Annotated in this window: 17 protein-coding genes; 6 read left to right on the top strand and 11 right to left on the bottom strand. The window is 63.8% G+C overall.

Annotation, left to right across the window (positions count from 1 at the left end; translation table 11 throughout):
• Both APH35_RS00600 and APH35_RS00605 read right to left on the bottom strand, forming a co-directional pair.
• A complete protein-coding gene (locus APH35_RS00600) occupies nt 1–213 on the bottom strand; it encodes a cysteine-rich CWC family protein (protein WP_060514032.1) in 213 nt (70 codons plus the stop codon).
• Nucleotides 206–1687, bottom strand: coding sequence for a sensor domain-containing diguanylate cyclase (locus APH35_RS00605; protein WP_060514033.1), 1482 nt, complete (start codon nt 1685–1687; stop codon nt 206–208). The genes APH35_RS00600 and APH35_RS00605 overlap by 8 nt, the downstream gene beginning before the upstream one ends.
• A gap of 212 nt (nt 1688–1899) precedes the next feature.
• On the opposite strand from APH35_RS00605, the gene APH35_RS00610 reads away from it, so the two are divergent.
• Nucleotides 1900–2349: a hypothetical protein gene (locus tag APH35_RS00610; RefSeq protein ID WP_012273949.1), complete on the top strand. Its 450-nt coding sequence runs from the start codon at nt 1900–1902 to the stop codon at nt 2347–2349.
• 45 nt (nt 2350–2394) lie between these two features.
• Here the strand turns inward: APH35_RS00610 and APH35_RS00615 are convergent, their stop codons facing one another.
• Nucleotides 2395–3501: an enoyl-CoA hydratase/isomerase family protein gene (locus APH35_RS00615; RefSeq protein WP_012273948.1), complete on the bottom strand. Its 1107-nt coding sequence runs from the start codon at nt 3499–3501 to the stop codon at nt 2395–2397.
• Nucleotides 3502–3627: 126 nt separating this feature from the next.
• Between APH35_RS00615 and ung the strand changes: the two genes are divergently transcribed.
• Complete coding sequence (gene ung, locus APH35_RS00620; RefSeq protein ID WP_012273947.1) at nt 3628–4320, top strand: uracil-DNA glycosylase; 693 nt, start codon at nt 3628–3630, stop codon at nt 4318–4320.
• Between the two features lie 58 nt (nt 4321–4378).
• On the opposite strand, the gene APH35_RS00625 is transcribed toward ung, so the two are convergent.
• The 5 genes from APH35_RS00625 to APH35_RS00645 form a co-directional block, all read right to left on the bottom strand.
• The gene (locus tag APH35_RS00625; protein ID WP_012273946.1) at nt 4379–5410 is read right to left on the bottom strand and encodes an AbrB family transcriptional regulator; all 1032 of its coding nucleotides are present in this window, start codon (nt 5408–5410) and stop codon (nt 4379–4381) included.
• Nucleotides 5403–6917 carry a tripartite tricarboxylate transporter permease gene (locus APH35_RS00630; protein ID WP_012273945.1) on the bottom strand — a complete coding sequence of 505 codons (1515 nt, stop codon included), beginning with the start codon at nt 6915–6917 and terminating at the stop codon, nt 5403–5405. Before APH35_RS00630 ends, APH35_RS00625 begins: the two co-directional genes overlap by 8 nt.
• A 3-nt stretch (nt 6918–6920) precedes the next feature.
• Nucleotides 6921–7379 carry a tripartite tricarboxylate transporter TctB family protein gene (locus APH35_RS00635; RefSeq protein ID WP_012273944.1) on the bottom strand — a complete coding sequence of 153 codons (459 nt, stop codon included), beginning with the start codon at nt 7377–7379 and terminating at the stop codon, nt 6921–6923.
• Between the two features lie 184 nt (nt 7380–7563).
• Nucleotides 7564–8544, bottom strand: a complete 981-nt coding sequence (locus APH35_RS00640) for a Bug family tripartite tricarboxylate transporter substrate binding protein (RefSeq protein ID WP_012273943.1) — start codon at nt 8542–8544, stop codon at nt 7564–7566.
• A gap of 46 nt (nt 8545–8590) precedes the next feature.
• Nucleotides 8591–9880 carry an OprD family porin gene (locus tag APH35_RS00645; protein WP_012273942.1) on the bottom strand — a complete coding sequence of 430 codons (1290 nt, stop codon included), beginning with the start codon at nt 9878–9880 and terminating at the stop codon, nt 8591–8593.
• A 199-nt stretch (nt 9881–10079) separates the two neighbouring features.
• Between APH35_RS00645 and APH35_RS00650 the strand changes: the two genes are divergently transcribed.
• A complete protein-coding gene (locus APH35_RS00650) occupies nt 10080–10751 on the top strand; it encodes a response regulator (protein WP_012273941.1) in 672 nt (223 codons plus the stop codon).
• Nucleotides 10744–12123 (top strand): sensor histidine kinase, encoded by a 1380-nt coding sequence (locus APH35_RS00655; protein WP_060514034.1) that lies wholly within the window; start codon nt 10744–10746, stop codon nt 12121–12123. Before APH35_RS00650 ends, APH35_RS00655 begins: the two co-directional genes overlap by 8 nt.
• Nucleotides 12124–12148: 25 nt before the next feature.
• Here the strand turns inward: APH35_RS00655 and APH35_RS00660 are convergent, their stop codons facing one another.
• Nucleotides 12149–12955 (bottom strand): HDOD domain-containing protein, encoded by an 807-nt coding sequence (locus APH35_RS00660; RefSeq protein ID WP_041166581.1) that lies wholly within the window; start codon nt 12953–12955, stop codon nt 12149–12151.
• A gap of 55 nt (nt 12956–13010) precedes the next feature.
• On the bottom strand, nt 13011–13952 hold the full coding sequence (gene ygfZ, locus APH35_RS00665; protein ID WP_060494209.1) for a CAF17-like 4Fe-4S cluster assembly/insertion protein YgfZ: 942 nt from the start codon (nt 13950–13952) through the stop codon (nt 13011–13013).
• Between the two features lie 133 nt (nt 13953–14085).
• On the opposite strand from ygfZ, the gene APH35_RS00670 reads away from it, so the two are divergent.
• Nucleotides 14086–14340: an FAD assembly factor SdhE gene (locus APH35_RS00670; protein WP_003252043.1), complete on the top strand. Its 255-nt coding sequence runs from the start codon at nt 14086–14088 to the stop codon at nt 14338–14340.
• On the top strand, nt 14324–14788 hold the full coding sequence (locus tag APH35_RS00675; RefSeq protein WP_060514035.1) for a protein YgfX: 465 nt from the start codon (nt 14324–14326) through the stop codon (nt 14786–14788). The genes APH35_RS00670 and APH35_RS00675 overlap by 17 nt, the downstream gene beginning before the upstream one ends.
• Before the next feature lie 82 nt (nt 14789–14870).
• Here the strand turns inward: APH35_RS00675 and nadB are convergent, their stop codons facing one another.
• Nucleotides 14871–16475 (bottom strand): L-aspartate oxidase, encoded by a 1605-nt coding sequence (gene nadB, locus APH35_RS00680; RefSeq protein WP_060514036.1) that lies wholly within the window; start codon nt 16473–16475, stop codon nt 14871–14873.
• Between the last annotated feature and the right edge of the window lie 243 nt (nt 16476–16718).

The raw sequence follows: 16718 nt of genomic DNA on the forward strand, positions 1-16718 counted from the left end.
TCAGTGGTCAGCGGGTGAGCGGAGCTGGTCTTCGACAGCGGCGCAGCGCGGGCACAGGCAAGCCTTGTTGCGCAATGCGTCAGGCAGGGCCTGGATCACGGCCGGGTCGATGCTCACGCTGTAACACCAGCAGGCCTGTGTGGCGCGGCGCGGGTCGGCCAGGGCACATTGGTTGAGAGCGCCGCAAGCGGGGCAGTGTTGACTGTCATTCATGGTTGGCATCACTGCAGACACGGTTGCGGCCTGCCTGCTTGGCACGATAAAGCGCACGGTCGGCGCGGGTCAGCAGGGCGTGCAGGGTATCCTCCGGTTGCAGGCTGCTCAGCCCGATGCTGGTAGTCAGGCGCAACGGCTGGTCGTCGTAGCTGAAGGTCAGTTGTTCGGTGCGCCGGCGGATCTTTTCCGCCACCTCGACCGCCTGCCGGCCTTCGGCTTCACGCAGCAGTACGATGAATTCCTCACCGCCCCAGCGGCACAGTATATCCGACTGGCGCAGGCTGCCTTGCAGCACATTGGCGAATTGGCGCAGCACTTCGTCGCCTGCCAGGTGGCCGTGGGTGTCGTTCAGTGCCTTGAAGTGGTCCAGGTCGATCAGCAAGGCCACCAGCGGGCCACTGTCGCGCTGGGCTTCGTGCAGTGCCTGGGCGGCGAGCAGGTCGAAGCTGCGCCGGTTGGGCAGGCCGGTGAGGCTGTCGAGGGTAGCCAAGGCTTCGGTGCTGGCCTGGTGGCGGCGGACCATGGCATGCACCAGCGCCAGCACCACCAAGGTGATCATGGCGCAGATCGCCAGGTTCAGGTACAGGGAGTGACGAATGCGGTCGAGGGCGCCGGTTTCGCGTTTGTCCACCAGCAGGTACCAGTCCAGTTCGGGCAGGTGGCGCACGTTGAGAAAGTGGCTTTGGGTTTCGCTGTCACGGTACTCGTGGCTGCCTTCGCCTGGCACTCGCTGCTCGGCCAGCACGTCATTCAGTTCGGGGTTGTCGCGCAGTGACTGGCCGACCCGCAAGCCATGCGGGCCACCTTCGGAGCCGGTCAGCAGCACCTTGCCTTTGGCATCGGTGAACAGCACCGCCCGCTGGTAGCGGCGTTGATACTGGTCGATCAGCTTGACCACCGACGATACGCTCAGCCCTACGCCTGCGGCGCCGATGAAGCGCTGTTGGTAGTCATGCACCTGGTAGTTGATGAACACGGTCAAGCTGTCGTGGTTGGCCATGTCCAGGTCGACATTGATCTCATAGGGGGCCTTGAGGTCACGCAGGCGGAAATACCAGGCATCGCGCCAGGTGCCCGGCTCGACATGTTTGAGTACGCCCTTGGCCTGGTAATAGGTCAGCGTGCGGTCGGACACGAAAAATGAGGTGAAGGTGTCCTGCTTGCCCATGACTTCGCCCAGGTAGCGGGTCATGCGCCCGGTATCCTGCTCGCCGGACAGCACCCAGTCGCGCAGGAAGGTGTCCTGGGCCATCATCGAGGCAATCAGCACCGGGCGAATCAGGTCTTTCTGGATTTCCGAGTAGACCGTGTCGGAGGTCAGTGGCAATTCGGTATTGACGATGCCGTCGCGGATGGCGCTGCGCGAGGCGAAGTAGCTGAGCAGTGAAGTGGCGAGGAAGCCGCAGGCAAGCAGCAGCAACAGGGTAAAGATCAGCGAGCGCTGCGAGAACAGAGCGGAACGTAATGGCATGATCTTCCCGTGATGTGTGCCCAGCCGCCCATTCTAGTGAGATGACCGGCAAATGACTGCAAGTTTTTCAGGGGTATTGCACCTGTATCAAATTGTTGCAGAAATGGCACTGCACCTTGGCGCCACTGTCTTATTCAGTGTCGATGAACGCATTTCGCATCGACGCTCGCCAGCGCCGCTGTTCGGGCACTCCAGCGGTCCAGGAGGCCGCCATGTCCTATCGAATTCTGTTGATCGCCCTGCTGGGGCTGATGACTTCTGCCTGCGCCCCTTATTACGAGAGCGGGGGCTATTACCGTTCGGACTACTACTCCACCGATCGCTATGTAGCGCCGGGGTATTACCGCTACGACCGCTACTACGTGACGCCACAGCCGCGCTACTACTACCAGCCGGCACCACGTTATTACTATCGGACGGCACCGGCGCCTTATTATCGACCGCATCCGCAGCCAGGGATGAACCAGTGGCACGGTAACCCGCGTTATGACTATGGCAACCGCCAGCGGCAAGACTACGGTCAGGACCGCGATCGCCATGACTATCGCAATAACAGCCAGCGTTACCAGCATGGCGACTGGCACTCCAATGGGCAGAGAAATGACGGCGGGCGCTGGGAGGGTCAGCGGGGGCAGGGCCGGGGAGGAAACTGGCAGCGGTAGGTAAATCGAAGCGGGGGCGCCTAGCGCCCCTGTCGCGACACAAGGCTATGCCAGGTCTGCCAACGGGTGCCGCCCCTCCCACGCCTTGGCAAAATGCGCCTCGACCACCGCTGCCGGCACCTGCGCCACATCCGGCCAGTGCCAGCGCGGCTGGTTGTCCTTGTCCAGCAGGCGGGCGCGCACGCCTTCGCTGAATTCAGGGTGGCGGCAACAATTCAGGCTCATGCGGTATTCCATCTGGAACACTTGCGCCAACGACAGGTACCGCGCCCGGCGGATCTGCTCCCACACCAGGTGTGCCGTCAGCGGGCAGCCTTCGTGCAGGCGTTGGCCGGCAGTTGCCAGCAAGGGGTCGTCATGCTGCTTGAGCCTTTCCAGCGCACACCAGGCCGAGGCCGCATCGGGCACGTCGAGCAACTGATCGATCTCCTGCCGTCGCGGCAGCCACTGGGCCTCTGGCAGCTCGGCGCAAGCTCGATGCTGCTCGGCCTTGAGCAGGCTGTACAGTTGCACGGCAGTCTGTTCTTGCCAGTTAAGTTGCAGTAATTCCTCGATCAGGGCTTCCTGCTGGTGCTCACCCAAAAAACGGTCGGCCAGGCCCAGATCCAGGGCGTCGCGCGCATTGATCGGCGCACCGGTCAGGCCGAGGAACAAGCCCAGCTTGCCTGGCAGCCGGGCCAGGAACCAGCTGGCACCGACGTCCGGGTACAGGCCGATGCTGATTTCCGGCATGGCCAAGCGGCTACTGGGTGTGACGATACGCACATTGGCGCCCTGCAGCAGCCCCATGCCACCGCCCAGCACATGCCCATGGCCCCAGCACAGCAATGGTTTGGGGTAGGTGTGCAGGGCAAAGTCCAAGCGGTATTCGGCGGCGAAGAAAGAGGCCGCCAGCGGTGGCACGCTGCCGGGGTGGTCGCGGCAGGCTTGCACCAGCGCCCGTACATCGCCACCCGCGCAAAAGGCTTTGGCACCGTTGCCGCGCAGCAGCACGCAGACGACGCCCGGGTCGCGGGCCCAGGCATGCAGTTGTTCGCCCAGTACTTCGATCATCGGCAGGTTCAGGGCATTGAGCGCCTTGGGCGCATCCAGGGTGGCAATGCCGATGCGGGCGCCATCGACGCCGGTAAGTACCTCGCAATGAATGGCCATGGACTACCTCTCGCAAGTCATCGCTCAAGTATGGCTGGCTTGGCCGATCATGCCGGTCGTCGGTCGGATCGTTTGACAAGCGGGAAGGGCTTACCTAGTGTCGCGCCATTGTTTACGGAAGGCCCCATGACTGACGACGATCGCATCAAACTCGAACCCAGCTGGAAGGCCGCATTGCGCGGCGAATTCGACCAACCCTACATGCATCAGCTGCGCGAGTTCTTGCGGGGTGAGTATGCTGCCGGCAAGGAGATCTACCCACCAGGGCCGCTGATCTTCAACGCGCTCAACTCGACGCCGCTGGACCAGGTGAAGGTGGTGATCCTCGGTCAGGACCCTTACCACGGGCCGGGCCAGGCACATGGCTTGTGCTTCTCGGTGCAACCGGGCGTGGCCACGCCACCGTCGCTGGTCAATATCTACAAAGAGCTGCAGCGCGACCTGAACATCCCGATTGCCAGCCACGGCTACCTGCAGAGCTGGGCTGAGCAGGGCGTGCTGCTGCTCAACACCACCATGACCGTGGAGCGTGCCAATGCGGCATCGCATGCCAAGAAGGGGTGGGAGTTCTTCACCGATCGCGTCATTCAGGTGGTCAGCGAGCAGTGCCCGAATGTCGTGTTCCTGCTGTGGGGCGCGCATGCGCAGAGCAAGCAGAAGCTGATCGACGGGACCAAGCACCTGGTGCTGAAGTCGGTGCATCCTTCGCCGTTGTCGGCTTACCGTGGGTTCCTCGGCTGTGGGCATTTCAGCCGGACCAACAGCTTCCTCGAACAACGGGGCATGGCGCCGATCAACTGGGCATTGCCACCGCTGTGATCACCTGAACTACCGCGTTGCTTTCTGAGCGGGCAAGCCCGCACAGAAGGCAACGTGATTATTGCGGGTTCGCATTCCACAAGCGGAACAAAGGCTCCGCCAGAAACAGCACGAACAGCAAGCGCATCACCTGCAGTGCCGTCACCAAAGGCACCGACAACTGCAGTGTCTCCGCCGTCAGGCTCATCTCGGCAATCCCACCCGGCATCATCCCCAGTGTCAGCGAACGCAAGTCCAGCGCAGTCATCACGCTCAGCACCCATGCGGCGCTGGCGGCAATCGCCATGCACAATGCCGTGGCCACCAGGGTGCGCCCGAGGAACGACGGTGCGCGGCGGAAGAACGCGCGGTTGAAGTGACAGGCCAGGCCACTGCCTATCAGCCACTGGCCGATTTGGCTGGCGCCATTGGGCAGGGCGATCTGCAGGTTACCGGCCAGGCTGACCGTGGCCGCCACCAGCAATGGCCCGAACAGCCACGGGTTAGGCTGGCGCAAACGCTGCCAGAGCAACGCAACGGCAACGCCCAGCGGGGCAATCAAGGCCAACCAACCCCAGCTCACGCTACCGGTGTGGTTCAGCGGCACCCCGTCACCCAGCAAAAACTTGAACAGCGCAGGCACGCACAGCACCACAGCCAGCACGCGCAAGCTCTGCGCTGCCGCGACCTGGCTGAGCACCGCACCATTGCGCGCGCCAAGGTTGACCATCTCCCCCGAACCGCCGGGCATGCTGGCGAAGAACGCCGTGGCGCGGTCTTCGCCGGTTCGCCGCAGCAACCATACGCTGATCACACTGGACAGGGTGGTGAACAACGCGCCGAAAAAGATCAGCGCGAAATGACTGGCCACCTGCTCGATCACCGCCGGCGTGAAATGCAGGCCAATGCCGATACCGATGATCCACTGTCCGCACTTGCGGCCATTGGGTATTTCCGACAGCTGCCAGGGGGTCAGGCAGCGCACCAGGATGATCGCCAGCAATGAGCCGACCATCCACGGCAAAGGCCAGCCGACCTTGCTGGCGGCAAAACCGCCAGCAAGGCCGACCAGCCCGGTCGCGACAAACAACGGCAACGAACGATCAGGCATCAGCCAGGGCCCGGCGCTGCTGGCTACGTTTGCGCCAGATGCGCAGCAGCGGCAGGGCGAACATGACCATGACCAGTGCCCAGACGCCCATGCTGATCGGGCTCGACCAGAGGATGCCCAGTTCACCGTTGGAGATCGACAGCGCCCGGCGCAGGTTCTGCTCCATCAACCCGCCGAGGATGAAGCCGAGCAGGATTGGCGACAGCGGGAAGTCCAGCTTGCGCAGGATGTAACCCATGATGCCGATACCGACCATCAGGAACAGGTCGAAGGTGGTGGCATGCACGGCATACACGCCGATCGCGGTGATGATGGCGATTACCGGCACCAGCGCCCAGTTCGGCACGGCGAGGATGCGGGTAAAGATGCGGATCATCGGGATGTTGAGGATCACCAGCATGATGTTGGCGATGAACAGCGAGGCGATCAGGCCCCAGACGATGTCCGGCTGCTGTTCGAACAGCAGTGGGCCGGGGGTGATGTTGTACAGGGTCAGGGCGCCGATCATCACGGCGGTGGTGCCGGAACCTGGTACACCCAGGGTCAGCATCGGTACCAGGGCGCCACAGCAGGACGCACCAATGGCGGTTTCCGGCGCGGCCAGGCCACGGGCATCGCCCTTGCCAAACTTGCCGCTTTCACCCGCCAGGCGCTTCTCGGTCATGTAGGCCACGGCGCTGGCCAACGTCGCGCCGGCGCCCGGCAGCACGCCCATGATGAAACCGAGCAGGCCGCAACGGATGTTGACCACGAACACCGAGGCCGCTTCCTTGAAGTTGAACAGCATGCGGCCGGTAGCCTTGACCGCCTGGTGGCCATGGTGGGTCTTTTCCAGCAGCAGGAGGATTTCGCTGATGGAGAACAGACCCAGCACTAGGACCACGAACTGAATACCGTCGGCCAGGTGCACGCTGTCACCGGTGAAGCGGTACACGCCGCTGTTGGCGTCGATACCGACCGCCGACAGGAACAGGCCGATCAGTGCGGCAATGAAAGTTTTCAGGGGTTTGTCACCGGCCATGCCGCCAAGCGCGACAATGGCGAAGACCATCAGCACGAAGTACTCCGCCGGGCCGAAGGCGATGGCCCATTTCGCCAGCAGCGGGGCGAATAGCACCATGCCGCAGGTGGCGATGAAGGCGCCGATGAACGAACTCCAGGCCGACAGCGACAGGGCCACGCCGGCCAGGCCCTGGCGGGCCATCGGGTAACCGTCGAGGGTGGTCATCACGGTCGAGGCTTCGCCCGGGATATTCAGCAGGATCGAGCTGATGCGCCCGCCGTATTCACAGCCCAGGTACACCGCGGCCAGCAGGATCAGTGCCGACTCTGGCGGCAGGCCGAGGGCAAAGGCGATGGGGATCAGCAGGGCCACGCCGTTGATCGGCCCCAGGCCCGGCAACAGGCCGACCACGGTACCGATCAGGGTGCCGGAGAGGGCGGTGACCAGGTTGTAGGGGGTCAGGGCAACGCCGAAGCCCTGGCCCAGGTAGCTCAAGGTATCCATGTGTCAGTTCTCCAGTACGCTCAGCAGGCCAAGGGGCAGGGGCACATCCATCACGCGGTCGAACAGCCAGTAGAGGAAGACGCTCATGCCGACCACCACGATGGCGCTGTACAGCCAGCGGCCGCCATACAGGCGGGCCATGGGCAGGCCAACGAGGATGGCGCTGAGGATGAAGCCCAGGGTCTCGAAGGTGGCGGCGAAGACGATCAGCAGGCCTACGCAGGCGGCGATCTTGGTCAGGGTCTCGCGGTCCAGCTCCGGCTCGTCGTCCTTGCGCACGATGGGGGTGGGGCGGAACACCAGATACAGCAGGCCCAGGCTCATCAGGCCGAGCATCAGCAGCGGGTAGGCGCGCGGGCCTACCGGTTCATAGGAAAACGCTGCCTGGTAGGGCCAGGCCATCACGGCCAGGGCGGCGCACACCGCCAGCAGGGCCAGGGCGAAGATGCGTTGCAGGATCATTGGGGAATCCTCGTTGGGATTGCTCAAGTGAGATGCAAATCCTGTGGGAGCGGCCTTGCGTCGCGATCGGGCGCGAAGCGGCCGCAAAACCTGCCACTGCGATGTGTCCGAAGCATTGCATCGGCTGTGCGGCCCATCGCGACACTAGGCCGCTCCCACAGGGGTGGTGGTGAGTCCGACAGGCTTACTGAATCAGGCCAAATTCCTTGGCCAGTGCCTTGTAGTCGGCCACTTGCTTTTTCACATAGCCGTCCAGCTCTTCACCGGTCATGGCGAACGGGAACAGCTCACGTTGATCACGCAGCTGGGCGAAGTCTTCCGAGGCCAGCATCTTGTCGAACGAAGCCTTCCACCAGGCGTAGTCTTCGTCGCTCACTTTCGGCCCCAGGTAGAAGCCGCGCACCACCGGCCAGACGATGTCGTAGCCTTGCTCCTTGGCGGTAGGGATGTTTTTCATTTCCGGCTCGTCCAGGCGGTTTTCCGAGAACACCGCGAGGATGCGCATGTTGCCGCTTTGGATGTGCGGCATGGAGTCGGAGATGTCGGTAGAGCCGACCTGGATATGGCCGCCCAGCAGCGCCGTGGCAATTTCGCCACCGCCTTCCAGGGCCACGTAGCGCAGGTCACGCGGGTTGATGCCGGCGGCCTTGGCGATGAGCGCAGTCTGCATCCAGTCCTGGCTGCCGACCGTACCGCCCGAGCCGATCACCACCTTGCTTGGGTCTTTCTTCAGTGCCGCGACCAGGTCATCGAGGGTTTTGTAAGGCGAATCGCTTTTCACCGCAATGGCACCGTAGCTGGTGCCGACAGCAGCCAACCATTTCACCGCGTTTTCGTCGAAGCGGCCGAACTTGCCTTGGGCCAGGTTCAGCAGCGAGCCGCTGGACCAGGCCACCAAAGTGCCGGCGTCGGCTGGGCGCTGGGCGACCACGGCGTTGTAGGCCACCGCGCCGACACCGCCGGGCATGTAGGTGACGCGCATGGGCTTGCTGAGGATCTTTTCCTGCACCAGGGCGCTTTGCACCAGTTTGCAGGTCAGGTCGAAGCCTCCGCCGGGTGAGGCGGGGGCGATGCATTCGGGGCGTTTGGGTTCTGCAGCGAGGGCGTTGCCGGCCAACAGCAGGCAACCGGTTGCGAGGACGAGGCGGCGCAGTGAAAAGGTCATCGTCTATCTCCGTGAGCGTTGTTGTTATTGGATTACCGCTATGGGGTTACCACAGCGCCACGCTGTAGCTGACCAACAGCCTCACTTCGTCGGCGTCGCGGGCGAAGTTGGAGCGGAAGGTGGCGTTGCGCAGGCGCACGGCGACGTTCTTCAACGGGCCGCTTTGTACCACGTACTTAAGTTCCGTGTTGCGTTCCCACTCTTTGCCTTCACCGCCGGCCGCACGGCTGACGTTGTCACCGCTGATGTAGCGGGTCATGAAGGTCAGGCCGGGCACGCCGAGCGCGGCGAAGTTGTAGTCGTAGCGCGCCTGCCAGGAGCGTTCGTCGGCACCGGCGAAGTCGTTGATCTGGACGAAGTTGACCAGGTACGGGTCGGCGCCATCGACATAGGGGAAGGCGCTGTCGCCAGACAGCTGCTGCCAGGCGGCGCTGACCTTGTGCCCGCCCAGGGCGTAGCTGAGCATGCCGTTGAAGGTGGTGTTGTCGATGTTGCCGGCCTTGGCGGCGCCGGCGTCGTCGCTCACCGCCAGGCGCAGGTCGGCGCCCAAGGTGCCTGGGCCCCATGGCTGGGTGGCGACCATGCCGATGAAGTGCTGGCGGTAGATATCGTCGAGCTGGGCGAAGTGGTAGCTGCCGGTGATACGGTCGGTGAACTGGTAGTCGAGCCCGCCCAGGGCCAGGTTGTCGGCGCTGAAGGTGCCACCGAAGCGGCCGTTCTTGTTGTTCAGCGCCAAGTCTTCCCAGTTGGTGTCGTTGCGGTCCTTGGCCTTGTCCAGGCGGCCACCGGTGAAGGTCAGGCCCTTGATCTCCTTGGAAGTAAGCAGGCCGCCCTCGAAGGTTTGCGGCAGGATACGCCCGTCGTTGGGCTGCAGCGTTGGCAGCTCGGGGATCAGGGTGCCGATCTTGAGCTCGGTTTGGGAGATCTTCACCTTGCCGGTCAGGCCCAGCTTGGAATACTCATCGGCAGCCTTGCCGTCATCGTGGGTCGGCAGCAGGCCAGTGTCGGTACGGTCGGGGCTGGAGTCGAGCTTGATGCCGAGCATGCCCAATGCGTCCAGGCCAAAGCCCACGGTGCCATCGGTGTAGCCGGACTCGAAGTTGAGGATGAAGCCCTGGGCCCATTCGTCGCGCTTGGACTGCTGCGCGCTGGTGCCGTCGCGGAAGTCGCGGTTGAAGTACATGTTGCGGGTTTCGAAGGTGGCCGTGCTGTCTTCGAAGAAGGCGGCCTGGCTCATCGGGGCGACACCGGCAAGCGCGAGGGCGCTGGCGATGGCAGAGGGGCGTGCGGCAAAGGAACGGGTAGGCGCGAACGCCTGCGGCTGCGATGACAGCATCGTCGATGACTCCGTTTATTGTTCTTATTCGTTGCACCTTGCTGGTGCTTTTTTCGGCGCGAAGGGCGACCGTGGTGCGATGCTAGGCAACGAACCTTTCGCTAACCTTTCAGCGAGAAGGTTTGTTACAAGGGGCTTCACAGGCGGGGTGACAGCGGTACACTCCGCGCCACTGCCCCACCCGAGCAGGGAGAATCCGATGCGTGTACTGCTGGTCGAAGACCACCTGCAACTGGCCGAAAGCGTGGCCCTGGCCTTGAAAAGCCACGGCCTGACCGTGGATGTGCTGCATGACGGCGTGGCTGCCGACCTGGCCCTGGCCAGCGAGGAATACGCTGTGGCCGTGCTGGATGTCGGCTTGCCGCGCATGGACGGCTTCGAGGTGCTGGCGCGTCTGCGCGGCCGTGGCAAGACCTTGCCAGTGCTGATGCTGACCGCGCGCAGCGACGTCAAGGACCGTGTTCATGGCCTGAACCTTGGCGCCGACGATTACCTGGCCAAGCCGTTCGAGCTCACTGAGCTGGAAGCAAGGGTCAAGGCCTTGCTGCGCCGCAGCGTGCTCGGTGGCGAGCGCCAGCAGCGTTGCGGGCCGCTGGTCTATGACCTGGACACCCGGCGCTTTACCCTCGGCGCAGATAACCTGACCCTCACCTCGCGCGAGCAAAGCGTGCTGGAAGCGCTGATCGCCCGGCCGGGCCGGGTGATGAGCAAGGAGCAACTGGCTGCCCAGGTGTTCGGCCTGGACGAAGAGGCCAGCCCCGACGCCATCGAAATCTACATCCACCGGCTGCGCAAGAAGCTCGACGGCCACCCGGTGGCTATCGTTACTTTCCGTGGCCTTGGCTACCTGCTCGAGCACCGCGATGCGTGACAACGGTAGCCTGCGCGGGCGCTTGCTGGGCAACCTGGCGTTGCTGCTGGTGGTACTGATGCTGGCCAGCGGCCTGAGTGCCTACTGGAACGGCCGCGAAGCCGCCGACACCGCCTACGACCGCACCTTGCTGGCCTCGGCACGAACCATCGCCGCAGGCCTGTCGCAACGCGATGGCTCGTTGAGCGCGGATGTGCCCTACGTAGCCTTGGACACATTCGCCTACGACAGTGCCGGACGCATTTACTACCAGGTACTGGACATCAAGCAGCGGCTGATTTCCGGCTACGAGAACCTTCCGCCGCCACCGCCCGGCACGCCGCGCACCGACGACTACCCGGCCTTGGCGCGGTTCTACAACGCCACTTACCTGGGCCAGGACGTGCGCGTGGTGAGCCTGCTGAAGCCGGTAAGCGAGCCGAACATGAACGGCATGGCGGAAATCCGCGTGGCCGAAACCGAGGAAGCGCGGGTGCGCATGGCCCGTGGATTGATGGCCGATACCCTGCTGCGCCTGGGCATGCTGGCGTTGGCTGCGCTGGTGATGGTGTGGTTTGCCGTGAGTGCCGCCTTGCGGCCGTTGGAGCGCCTGCGCACAGCGGTAGAAGAGCGCCAGCCTGACGACTTGCGCGCCTTGCCGGTGGTGCAGGTGCAGCGCGAGCTGAGCCCGCTGGTGCGGGCCTTGAACCACTTTACCGAGCGCTTGCGTGGCCAGTTCGAGCGCCAGGCGCAGTTCATTGCCGACGCCGCCCACGAACTGCGTACGCCGCTGGCAGCGCTGAAGGCGCGGGTCGAGTTGGGTTTGCGCTCGTCCGAGCCGCAGGAGTGGCGACAGACCTTGGAGTCAGCGGCCCAGGGCACCGACAGGTTGACCCATCTGGCCAACCAGCTGCTGTCGTTGGCGCGGGTCGAGAATGGCGCACGGGCAATTGCCGAAGGTGGCGCGCAACGCCTGGACCTAAGCCAGTTGGCGCGCGAGCTGGGCATGGCCATGGCGCCCCTGGCGCACAAACGTGGAGTGGCGCTGGCGCTGGAAGCCGAGGCACCCGTGTGGCTCAAGGGTGAGCCGACACTGTTGAACGAGCTGTTGAGCAACCTGGTGGACAACGCCTTGGCGCATACGCCAGCGGGTGGCAACGTGATTTTGCGGGTCGTTGCGCCGGCGGTGCTGGAAGTGGAGGACGACGGGCCCGGTATTCCCGAGGCTGAGCGCGAGCGGGTGTTCGAGCGGTTCTACCGCCGCAGTGCCCAGGGCAGTGGGCTTGGGTTGGCGATTGTTGGCGAAATCTGCCGGGCGCATCTGGCGCAGGTGAGCCTGCATGATGGCGAGAAGGGCGGGTTGCGGGTGCGGGTAAGTTTTATCGCAGATTGATGGCCCTGCCAGGGCTTCGCACCGGTCAGCGCAACATGCTCCGCGCCTCAAGCAGTTCGTCCACCTCCAGCTCGGTGCCAAACGGCAGCCCCAGATGGCGGTACGCCGGCAGTGCCGCCAACGGCCGGTGGCGGCCGCGCTGGCTGATGCAGCGGGCGATCTGCACGATGTCGATGTAGTCGATCTTGTCGGTCTGCCGGTCCAGGTCCTGAACCTGGCTCGGCAGGTTGACAAGTTGTTCCGGAAACTCCCAAGCCTTGAGGATCTTGTCCCCCAGCACCGGCTGAATCTGCTCGATCACGTAATGCAGGCAAACCGGGTCGGACAACAGCTCGTTGTGTTCTTCGGCATAGATCAGTACCGGCAGTGCGCCAATCTGGTTGACCAGGCCGCCCAAGGTCGCCTGGTCGGGCTTGAGTTGCGTGTATCGGCGGCACACTTCGTAGCTGATGCCCGCCACCTCCAGGCTGTTAGCCCATATGTCTCGCAGCTTTTGCTCAACCGCCGGCGAGCGGGCATGGAAAATCTGCTCGATCACCAGGCCGATGGCCAGGTTGCAGCTGTAGTTGATGCCCAGCCGTGTGATGGCGGTGTGCAGGTCGGTAACCTCGACCGCCGCGCGCAGCAGCGGGCTGTTGACGACCTTGATCAGGCGCGCTGAAAGGGCCGCGTCACGACCGATCACCTTGCTCAGGGCCGCTACGCTGATCTCGCTGTCTTCCGCTGCCTCGCGGATGCTCAAGGCAACCTCGGGCAGGGTGGGCAGGACCAGGTCATCCTTTTCGATGGCGTCGAGCAATTGTGCTTGAACCATCTCGGCCAGCTTGTTCATGGGCATGTCTACCGCAGTGGTGGTGCGGCCCCGCCACAGGGACGGGGCAGGCTGGTCAGCGTTGGATTTCCCGGTCGCGGTCCAGTTCGTAAGGCAGGGTCAGCACTTGCAGGCGCGGGCCTTCGAGGCTGCCCAGGTGCAGGTTGTCGTCTGCCACCGCATCGGCGCTGAGCACCGCGAGCAGTTCGCAGCCCGGACCGTTGCTGGCCGCAATGACCACTTCACCGACCGACGAACCATGGGTGGGCGAGAAAATCTCGGCACCCGGGGCCGGAATGGCCTGCTGGTCCAGTGCCAGGCGGTACTGACGGCGTTTGAGCTTGCCCAGGTACTGCATGCGGGCGACGATTTCCTGGCCGGTGTAGCAGCCTTTCTTGAAGCTGACGCCATCGACAGCCTGCAGGTTGATCATCTGTGGGATGAACAGTTCACGGGTCTGCCCCATGACCTGGCCGATACCGGCGCGAATCTGCCCCAGCAGCCAATCGTTGACACTGCCCTCGGGCAGGGCTGCGGCGAGGGCCTGGCGTACAGGCTCGGCGTCGGCCGCAGGTACCCACAGCTCCACGCGGCCAGCGGATACCGCAACAGCGATCAGCCCGGCATGGCGCACAGTACTGCCGGCGGCCGCGGGCACATCGAGCCCCAGCGCCTGCAGCGCAGCGTCTCCACCCTGCAGGCCGAAGCGTGCCCAGGCGCTGCTTTCGTCGGTCAGCGTGGCCTTGGAGAACACAGCGTACTTCTTAAGGTCCGCCAGTTGTGCGTCGAGCAGTTCGCTGGCCATGGCCAGCAGGTAGCCGTTGCCTTCAGGCACGATGCGGAAGCTCGACTGCATGCGCCCCTTGACCATGCAGCGGGCACCGAGGCTGGCGTGCTCCTGGCTGAGGTAGTTGATATTGCAGGTCAGCTGGCCTTGCAGGAACTTGCCTGCATCGGAGCCGCGGACAGCGAGGATGCCCTCGTGGGACAGGGGGCAGAAGAAAGCGGAATCGGCCATGGGTCATCGCGGTGGCTAAAGACTGGCGGCCATCATAGAACGCCGGTAACAAAATAGGTAGGTGACTAGACCAACGCCCGGTGTCGCCTGACGCGCCTGGCTGTATACTGGCGGGCCATTCGAGGAGGGCCCCATGGTCGAACAAACTGAACTCAACCGGCTTTTCTGGCACAGCCGCCGCGGCATGCTGGAACTGGACGTGCTGCTGGTGCCTTTCACCCAGGAAGTCTACCCCACCCTCAACGAGACTGATCGTGAGCTTTATGTGCGTCTGTTGAGCTGTGAGGATCAGGACATGTTCGGCTGGTTCATGGAGCGCACCGAGTCGGAAGACCCGGAGCTGCAGCGCATGGTCCGCATCATTCTGGACCGTGTCCAGCCCAAGTGAGTGCTTCGAGTGCCGTTGGCAAGGCTCGCGCCTGCTGCTGACGGCCTACTTGGCCTGCCAGGCAGTGGCGTGGCTTGCCGTGTGGGCGAGCGCGCTGCCTGGGTGGTTGGCTTTTTTTGTTGTCGCTGCCTGTCTTGCCCACGCTAGCTGGGCCATTCCTCGTCGTATCTTGTTGACCCATGAGCATGCCGTTGTCGGCCTGCGGCGTGATGCGCGCGGCTGGCAGGTGTTCAGCCGTGCCTGCGGGTGGCAGCCGGTGCGGCTGTGTCGGGATAGCGTGGCGTTGCCGGGGTTGGTGGTGGTGCGCTTCGAGCGGGCGGGGCGATGGTGGGGGGAGAGCCAGTGCATACCGCGGGATGCGCTGGGGGCTGATGAGCATCGGCACTTGCGGGTGCGGTTGAAGTTCAGTCGGCGGCGCTGGGCTGAGGTGGGAATGGGGCAGGGCTGAGAAGTGTTCGACGTAGCGGGGGCAGCGCCTGTGAGATCGAGGGCCGCCCGCGCGGCGCTCGATCTCACAGGCGCTGCAAATGTCAGACTGGACTAAGAACGGTATCCTTGGCCTCGTCCAACATCCCCGGGTAATCCAGGGTGTAATGCAACCCACGGCTCTCCTTGCGCTGCATCGCCGACAAGATCATCAGCTCGGCGACCTGAGCCAGGTTGCGCAATTCGATCAGATCGCGGCTGACCTTGTAGTTGCTGTAGAACTCGTCGATTTCATCCAGCAGCAGCCGAATGCGGTGCTGGGCCCGCTGCAGGCGCTTGCTGGTGCGCACAATGCCCACGTAGTCCCACATGAACCGCCGCAATTCGTCCCAGTTGTGCGCAATGATCACGTCTTCGTCCGAGTCGGTGACCTGGCTGGCATCCCAACTGGGCAGGGCTTTGGGCATGGGCACTTGCTCCAGATTTGCCTGGATGTCAGCGGCGGCAGCGCGGCCATAGACGAAGCATTCCAGCAGCGAGTTGCTCGCCATGCGGTTGGCGCCGTGAAGGCCGGTGAAGCTGGTTTCACCGATGGCATACAAACCTGGCACGTCGGTATGGCCGCGGTCGTCGACCATCACCCCGCCGCAGGTGTAGTGCGCAGCAGGTACCACCGGGATGGGCTGACGAGTGATGTCGATGCCAAAGGCCAGGCAGCGCTCGTATACGGTAGGGAAGTGGCTCTTGATGAAATCGGCTGGCTTGTGAGTGATGTCCAGGTAGACGCAGTCCACGCCCAGGCGCTTCATTTCGTGGTCGATGGCGCGGGCCACGATGTCGCGGGGGGCCAGCTCTTCGCGTGGGTCGAAGCGTGGCATGAAGCGTTCGCCGTTGGGCAGGCGCAACAGGGCGCCCTCGCCGCGCAGGGCTTCGGTGACCAGGAAGCTCTTGGCCTGTGGGTGGTACAGGCAGGTCGGGTGGAACTGGTTGAATTCCAGGTTCGCCACCCGACAACCGGCCCGCCAGGCCATGGCGATACCGTCGCCGCAGGCGCCGTCGGGGTTGCTGGTATAGAGATAGACCTTGGCCGCACCGCCAGTGGCCAGCACGGTGAAGCGCGCACCAAAGGTGTCTACCTCACCGGTGTTACGGTCGAGCACGTAGGCGCCAAGGCAGCGTTCGCCGGGCAGGCCCAGGCGACGTTCGGTAATCAGGTCGACCGCCACGCGCTGCTCCAGCAGCTGGATATTCGGGCGCTGGCGAGCCTGCTCCAGCAGCGTGGTGAAAATGGCCGCGCCAGTGGCGTCGGCGGCATGGATGATGCGCCGGTGGCTATGGCCGCCTTCACGGGTGAGGTGGAACTCGAAGCCGCCATCATCGACGCTGTAGTGCTCGTCGCGGGTGAAGGGCACGCCTTGCTCGATCAACCACTGGATGGCTTCACGGCTGTGCTCGACGGTAAAACGCACCGCTTCTTCATGGCAAAGGCCGCCGCCAGCATTGAGGGTGTCTTCGACATGCGACTGGACGGTGTCAGTGTTGTCCAGCACCGCCGCGACACCGCCTTGGGCCCAGAAGGTCGAGCCGTTGGCCAGGTCGCCCTTGCTGAGCACGGCAACGCGCAGGTGGCTGGGGAGGTTAAGTGCCAGGCTGAGACCGGCGGCACCGCTGCCGATCACCAGGACATCATGTTGGAATTGTTGGCTCATGTCGGGACACTAGTAATCTTTGGAAGGGGCGCGGCACAATAGTCACGCGCAGATGGCATTGTGAAACTATCGTTAAACTTGGCCGGGATGCCTTTATAGCAGCCCCGGGTGGCCAATTTCCATGCCACTTGCCAGGTTGCGGCAACCTTTGTGGGAACTTTCCGGCATGGCCGGAAATCCTATGAAGGCTGCCCGTACGCCACAATTTGCCGCGGCGACGCAGGGCGGCAGGCCTGTCCGGGC

The organism is Pseudomonas sp. NBRC 111132 (genome assembly GCF_001320565.1).
Taxonomy (GTDB): domain Bacteria; phylum Pseudomonadota; class Gammaproteobacteria; order Pseudomonadales; family Pseudomonadaceae; genus Aquipseudomonas; species Aquipseudomonas putida_P.

Excerpts from the sequence above, each read along its gene's own strand:
- APH35_RS00660 (WP_041166581.1), bottom strand. The coding sequence starts at position 12,955 with ATGAACAAGCTGGCCGAGATGGTTCAAGCACAATTGCTCGACGCCATC.
- APH35_RS00625 (WP_012273946.1), bottom strand. The coding sequence starts at position 5,410 with ATGCCTGATCGTTCGTTGCCGTTGTTTGTCGCGACCGGGCTGGTCGGC.
- APH35_RS00615 (WP_012273948.1), bottom strand. The coding sequence starts at position 3,501 with ATGGCCATTCATTGCGAGGTACTTACCGGCGTCGATGGCGCCCGCATC.
- APH35_RS00635 (WP_012273944.1), bottom strand. The coding sequence starts at position 7,379 with ATGATCCTGCAACGCATCTTCGCCCTGGCCCTGCTGGCGGTGTGCGCC.
- APH35_RS00670 (WP_003252043.1), top strand. The coding sequence starts at position 14,086 with ATGGTCGAACAAACTGAACTCAACCGGCTTTTCTGGCACAGCCGCCGC.
- APH35_RS00630 (WP_012273945.1), bottom strand. The coding sequence starts at position 6,917 with ATGGATACCTTGAGCTACCTGGGCCAGGGCTTCGGCGTTGCCCTGACC.
- APH35_RS00640 (WP_012273943.1), bottom strand. The coding sequence starts at position 8,544 with ATGACCTTTTCACTGCGCCGCCTCGTCCTCGCAACCGGTTGCCTGCTG.
- APH35_RS00645 (WP_012273942.1), bottom strand. The coding sequence starts at position 9,880 with ATGCTGTCATCGCAGCCGCAGGCGTTCGCGCCTACCCGTTCCTTTGCC.
- APH35_RS00600 (WP_060514032.1), bottom strand. The coding sequence starts at position 213 with ATGAATGACAGTCAACACTGCCCCGCTTGCGGCGCTCTCAACCAATGT.
- ygfZ (WP_060494209.1), bottom strand. The coding sequence starts at position 13,952 with ATGGCCGATTCCGCTTTCTTCTGCCCCCTGTCCCACGAGGGCATCCTC.
- ung (WP_012273947.1), top strand. The coding sequence starts at position 3,628 with ATGACTGACGACGATCGCATCAAACTCGAACCCAGCTGGAAGGCCGCA.
- nadB (WP_060514036.1), bottom strand. The coding sequence starts at position 16,475 with ATGAGCCAACAATTCCAACATGATGTCCTGGTGATCGGCAGCGGTGCC.
- APH35_RS00610 (WP_012273949.1), top strand. The coding sequence starts at position 1,900 with ATGTCCTATCGAATTCTGTTGATCGCCCTGCTGGGGCTGATGACTTCT.
- APH35_RS00650 (WP_012273941.1), top strand. The coding sequence starts at position 10,080 with ATGCGTGTACTGCTGGTCGAAGACCACCTGCAACTGGCCGAAAGCGTG.
- APH35_RS00605 (WP_060514033.1), bottom strand. The coding sequence starts at position 1,687 with ATGCCATTACGTTCCGCTCTGTTCTCGCAGCGCTCGCTGATCTTTACC.
- APH35_RS00655 (WP_060514034.1), top strand. The coding sequence starts at position 10,744 with ATGCGTGACAACGGTAGCCTGCGCGGGCGCTTGCTGGGCAACCTGGCG.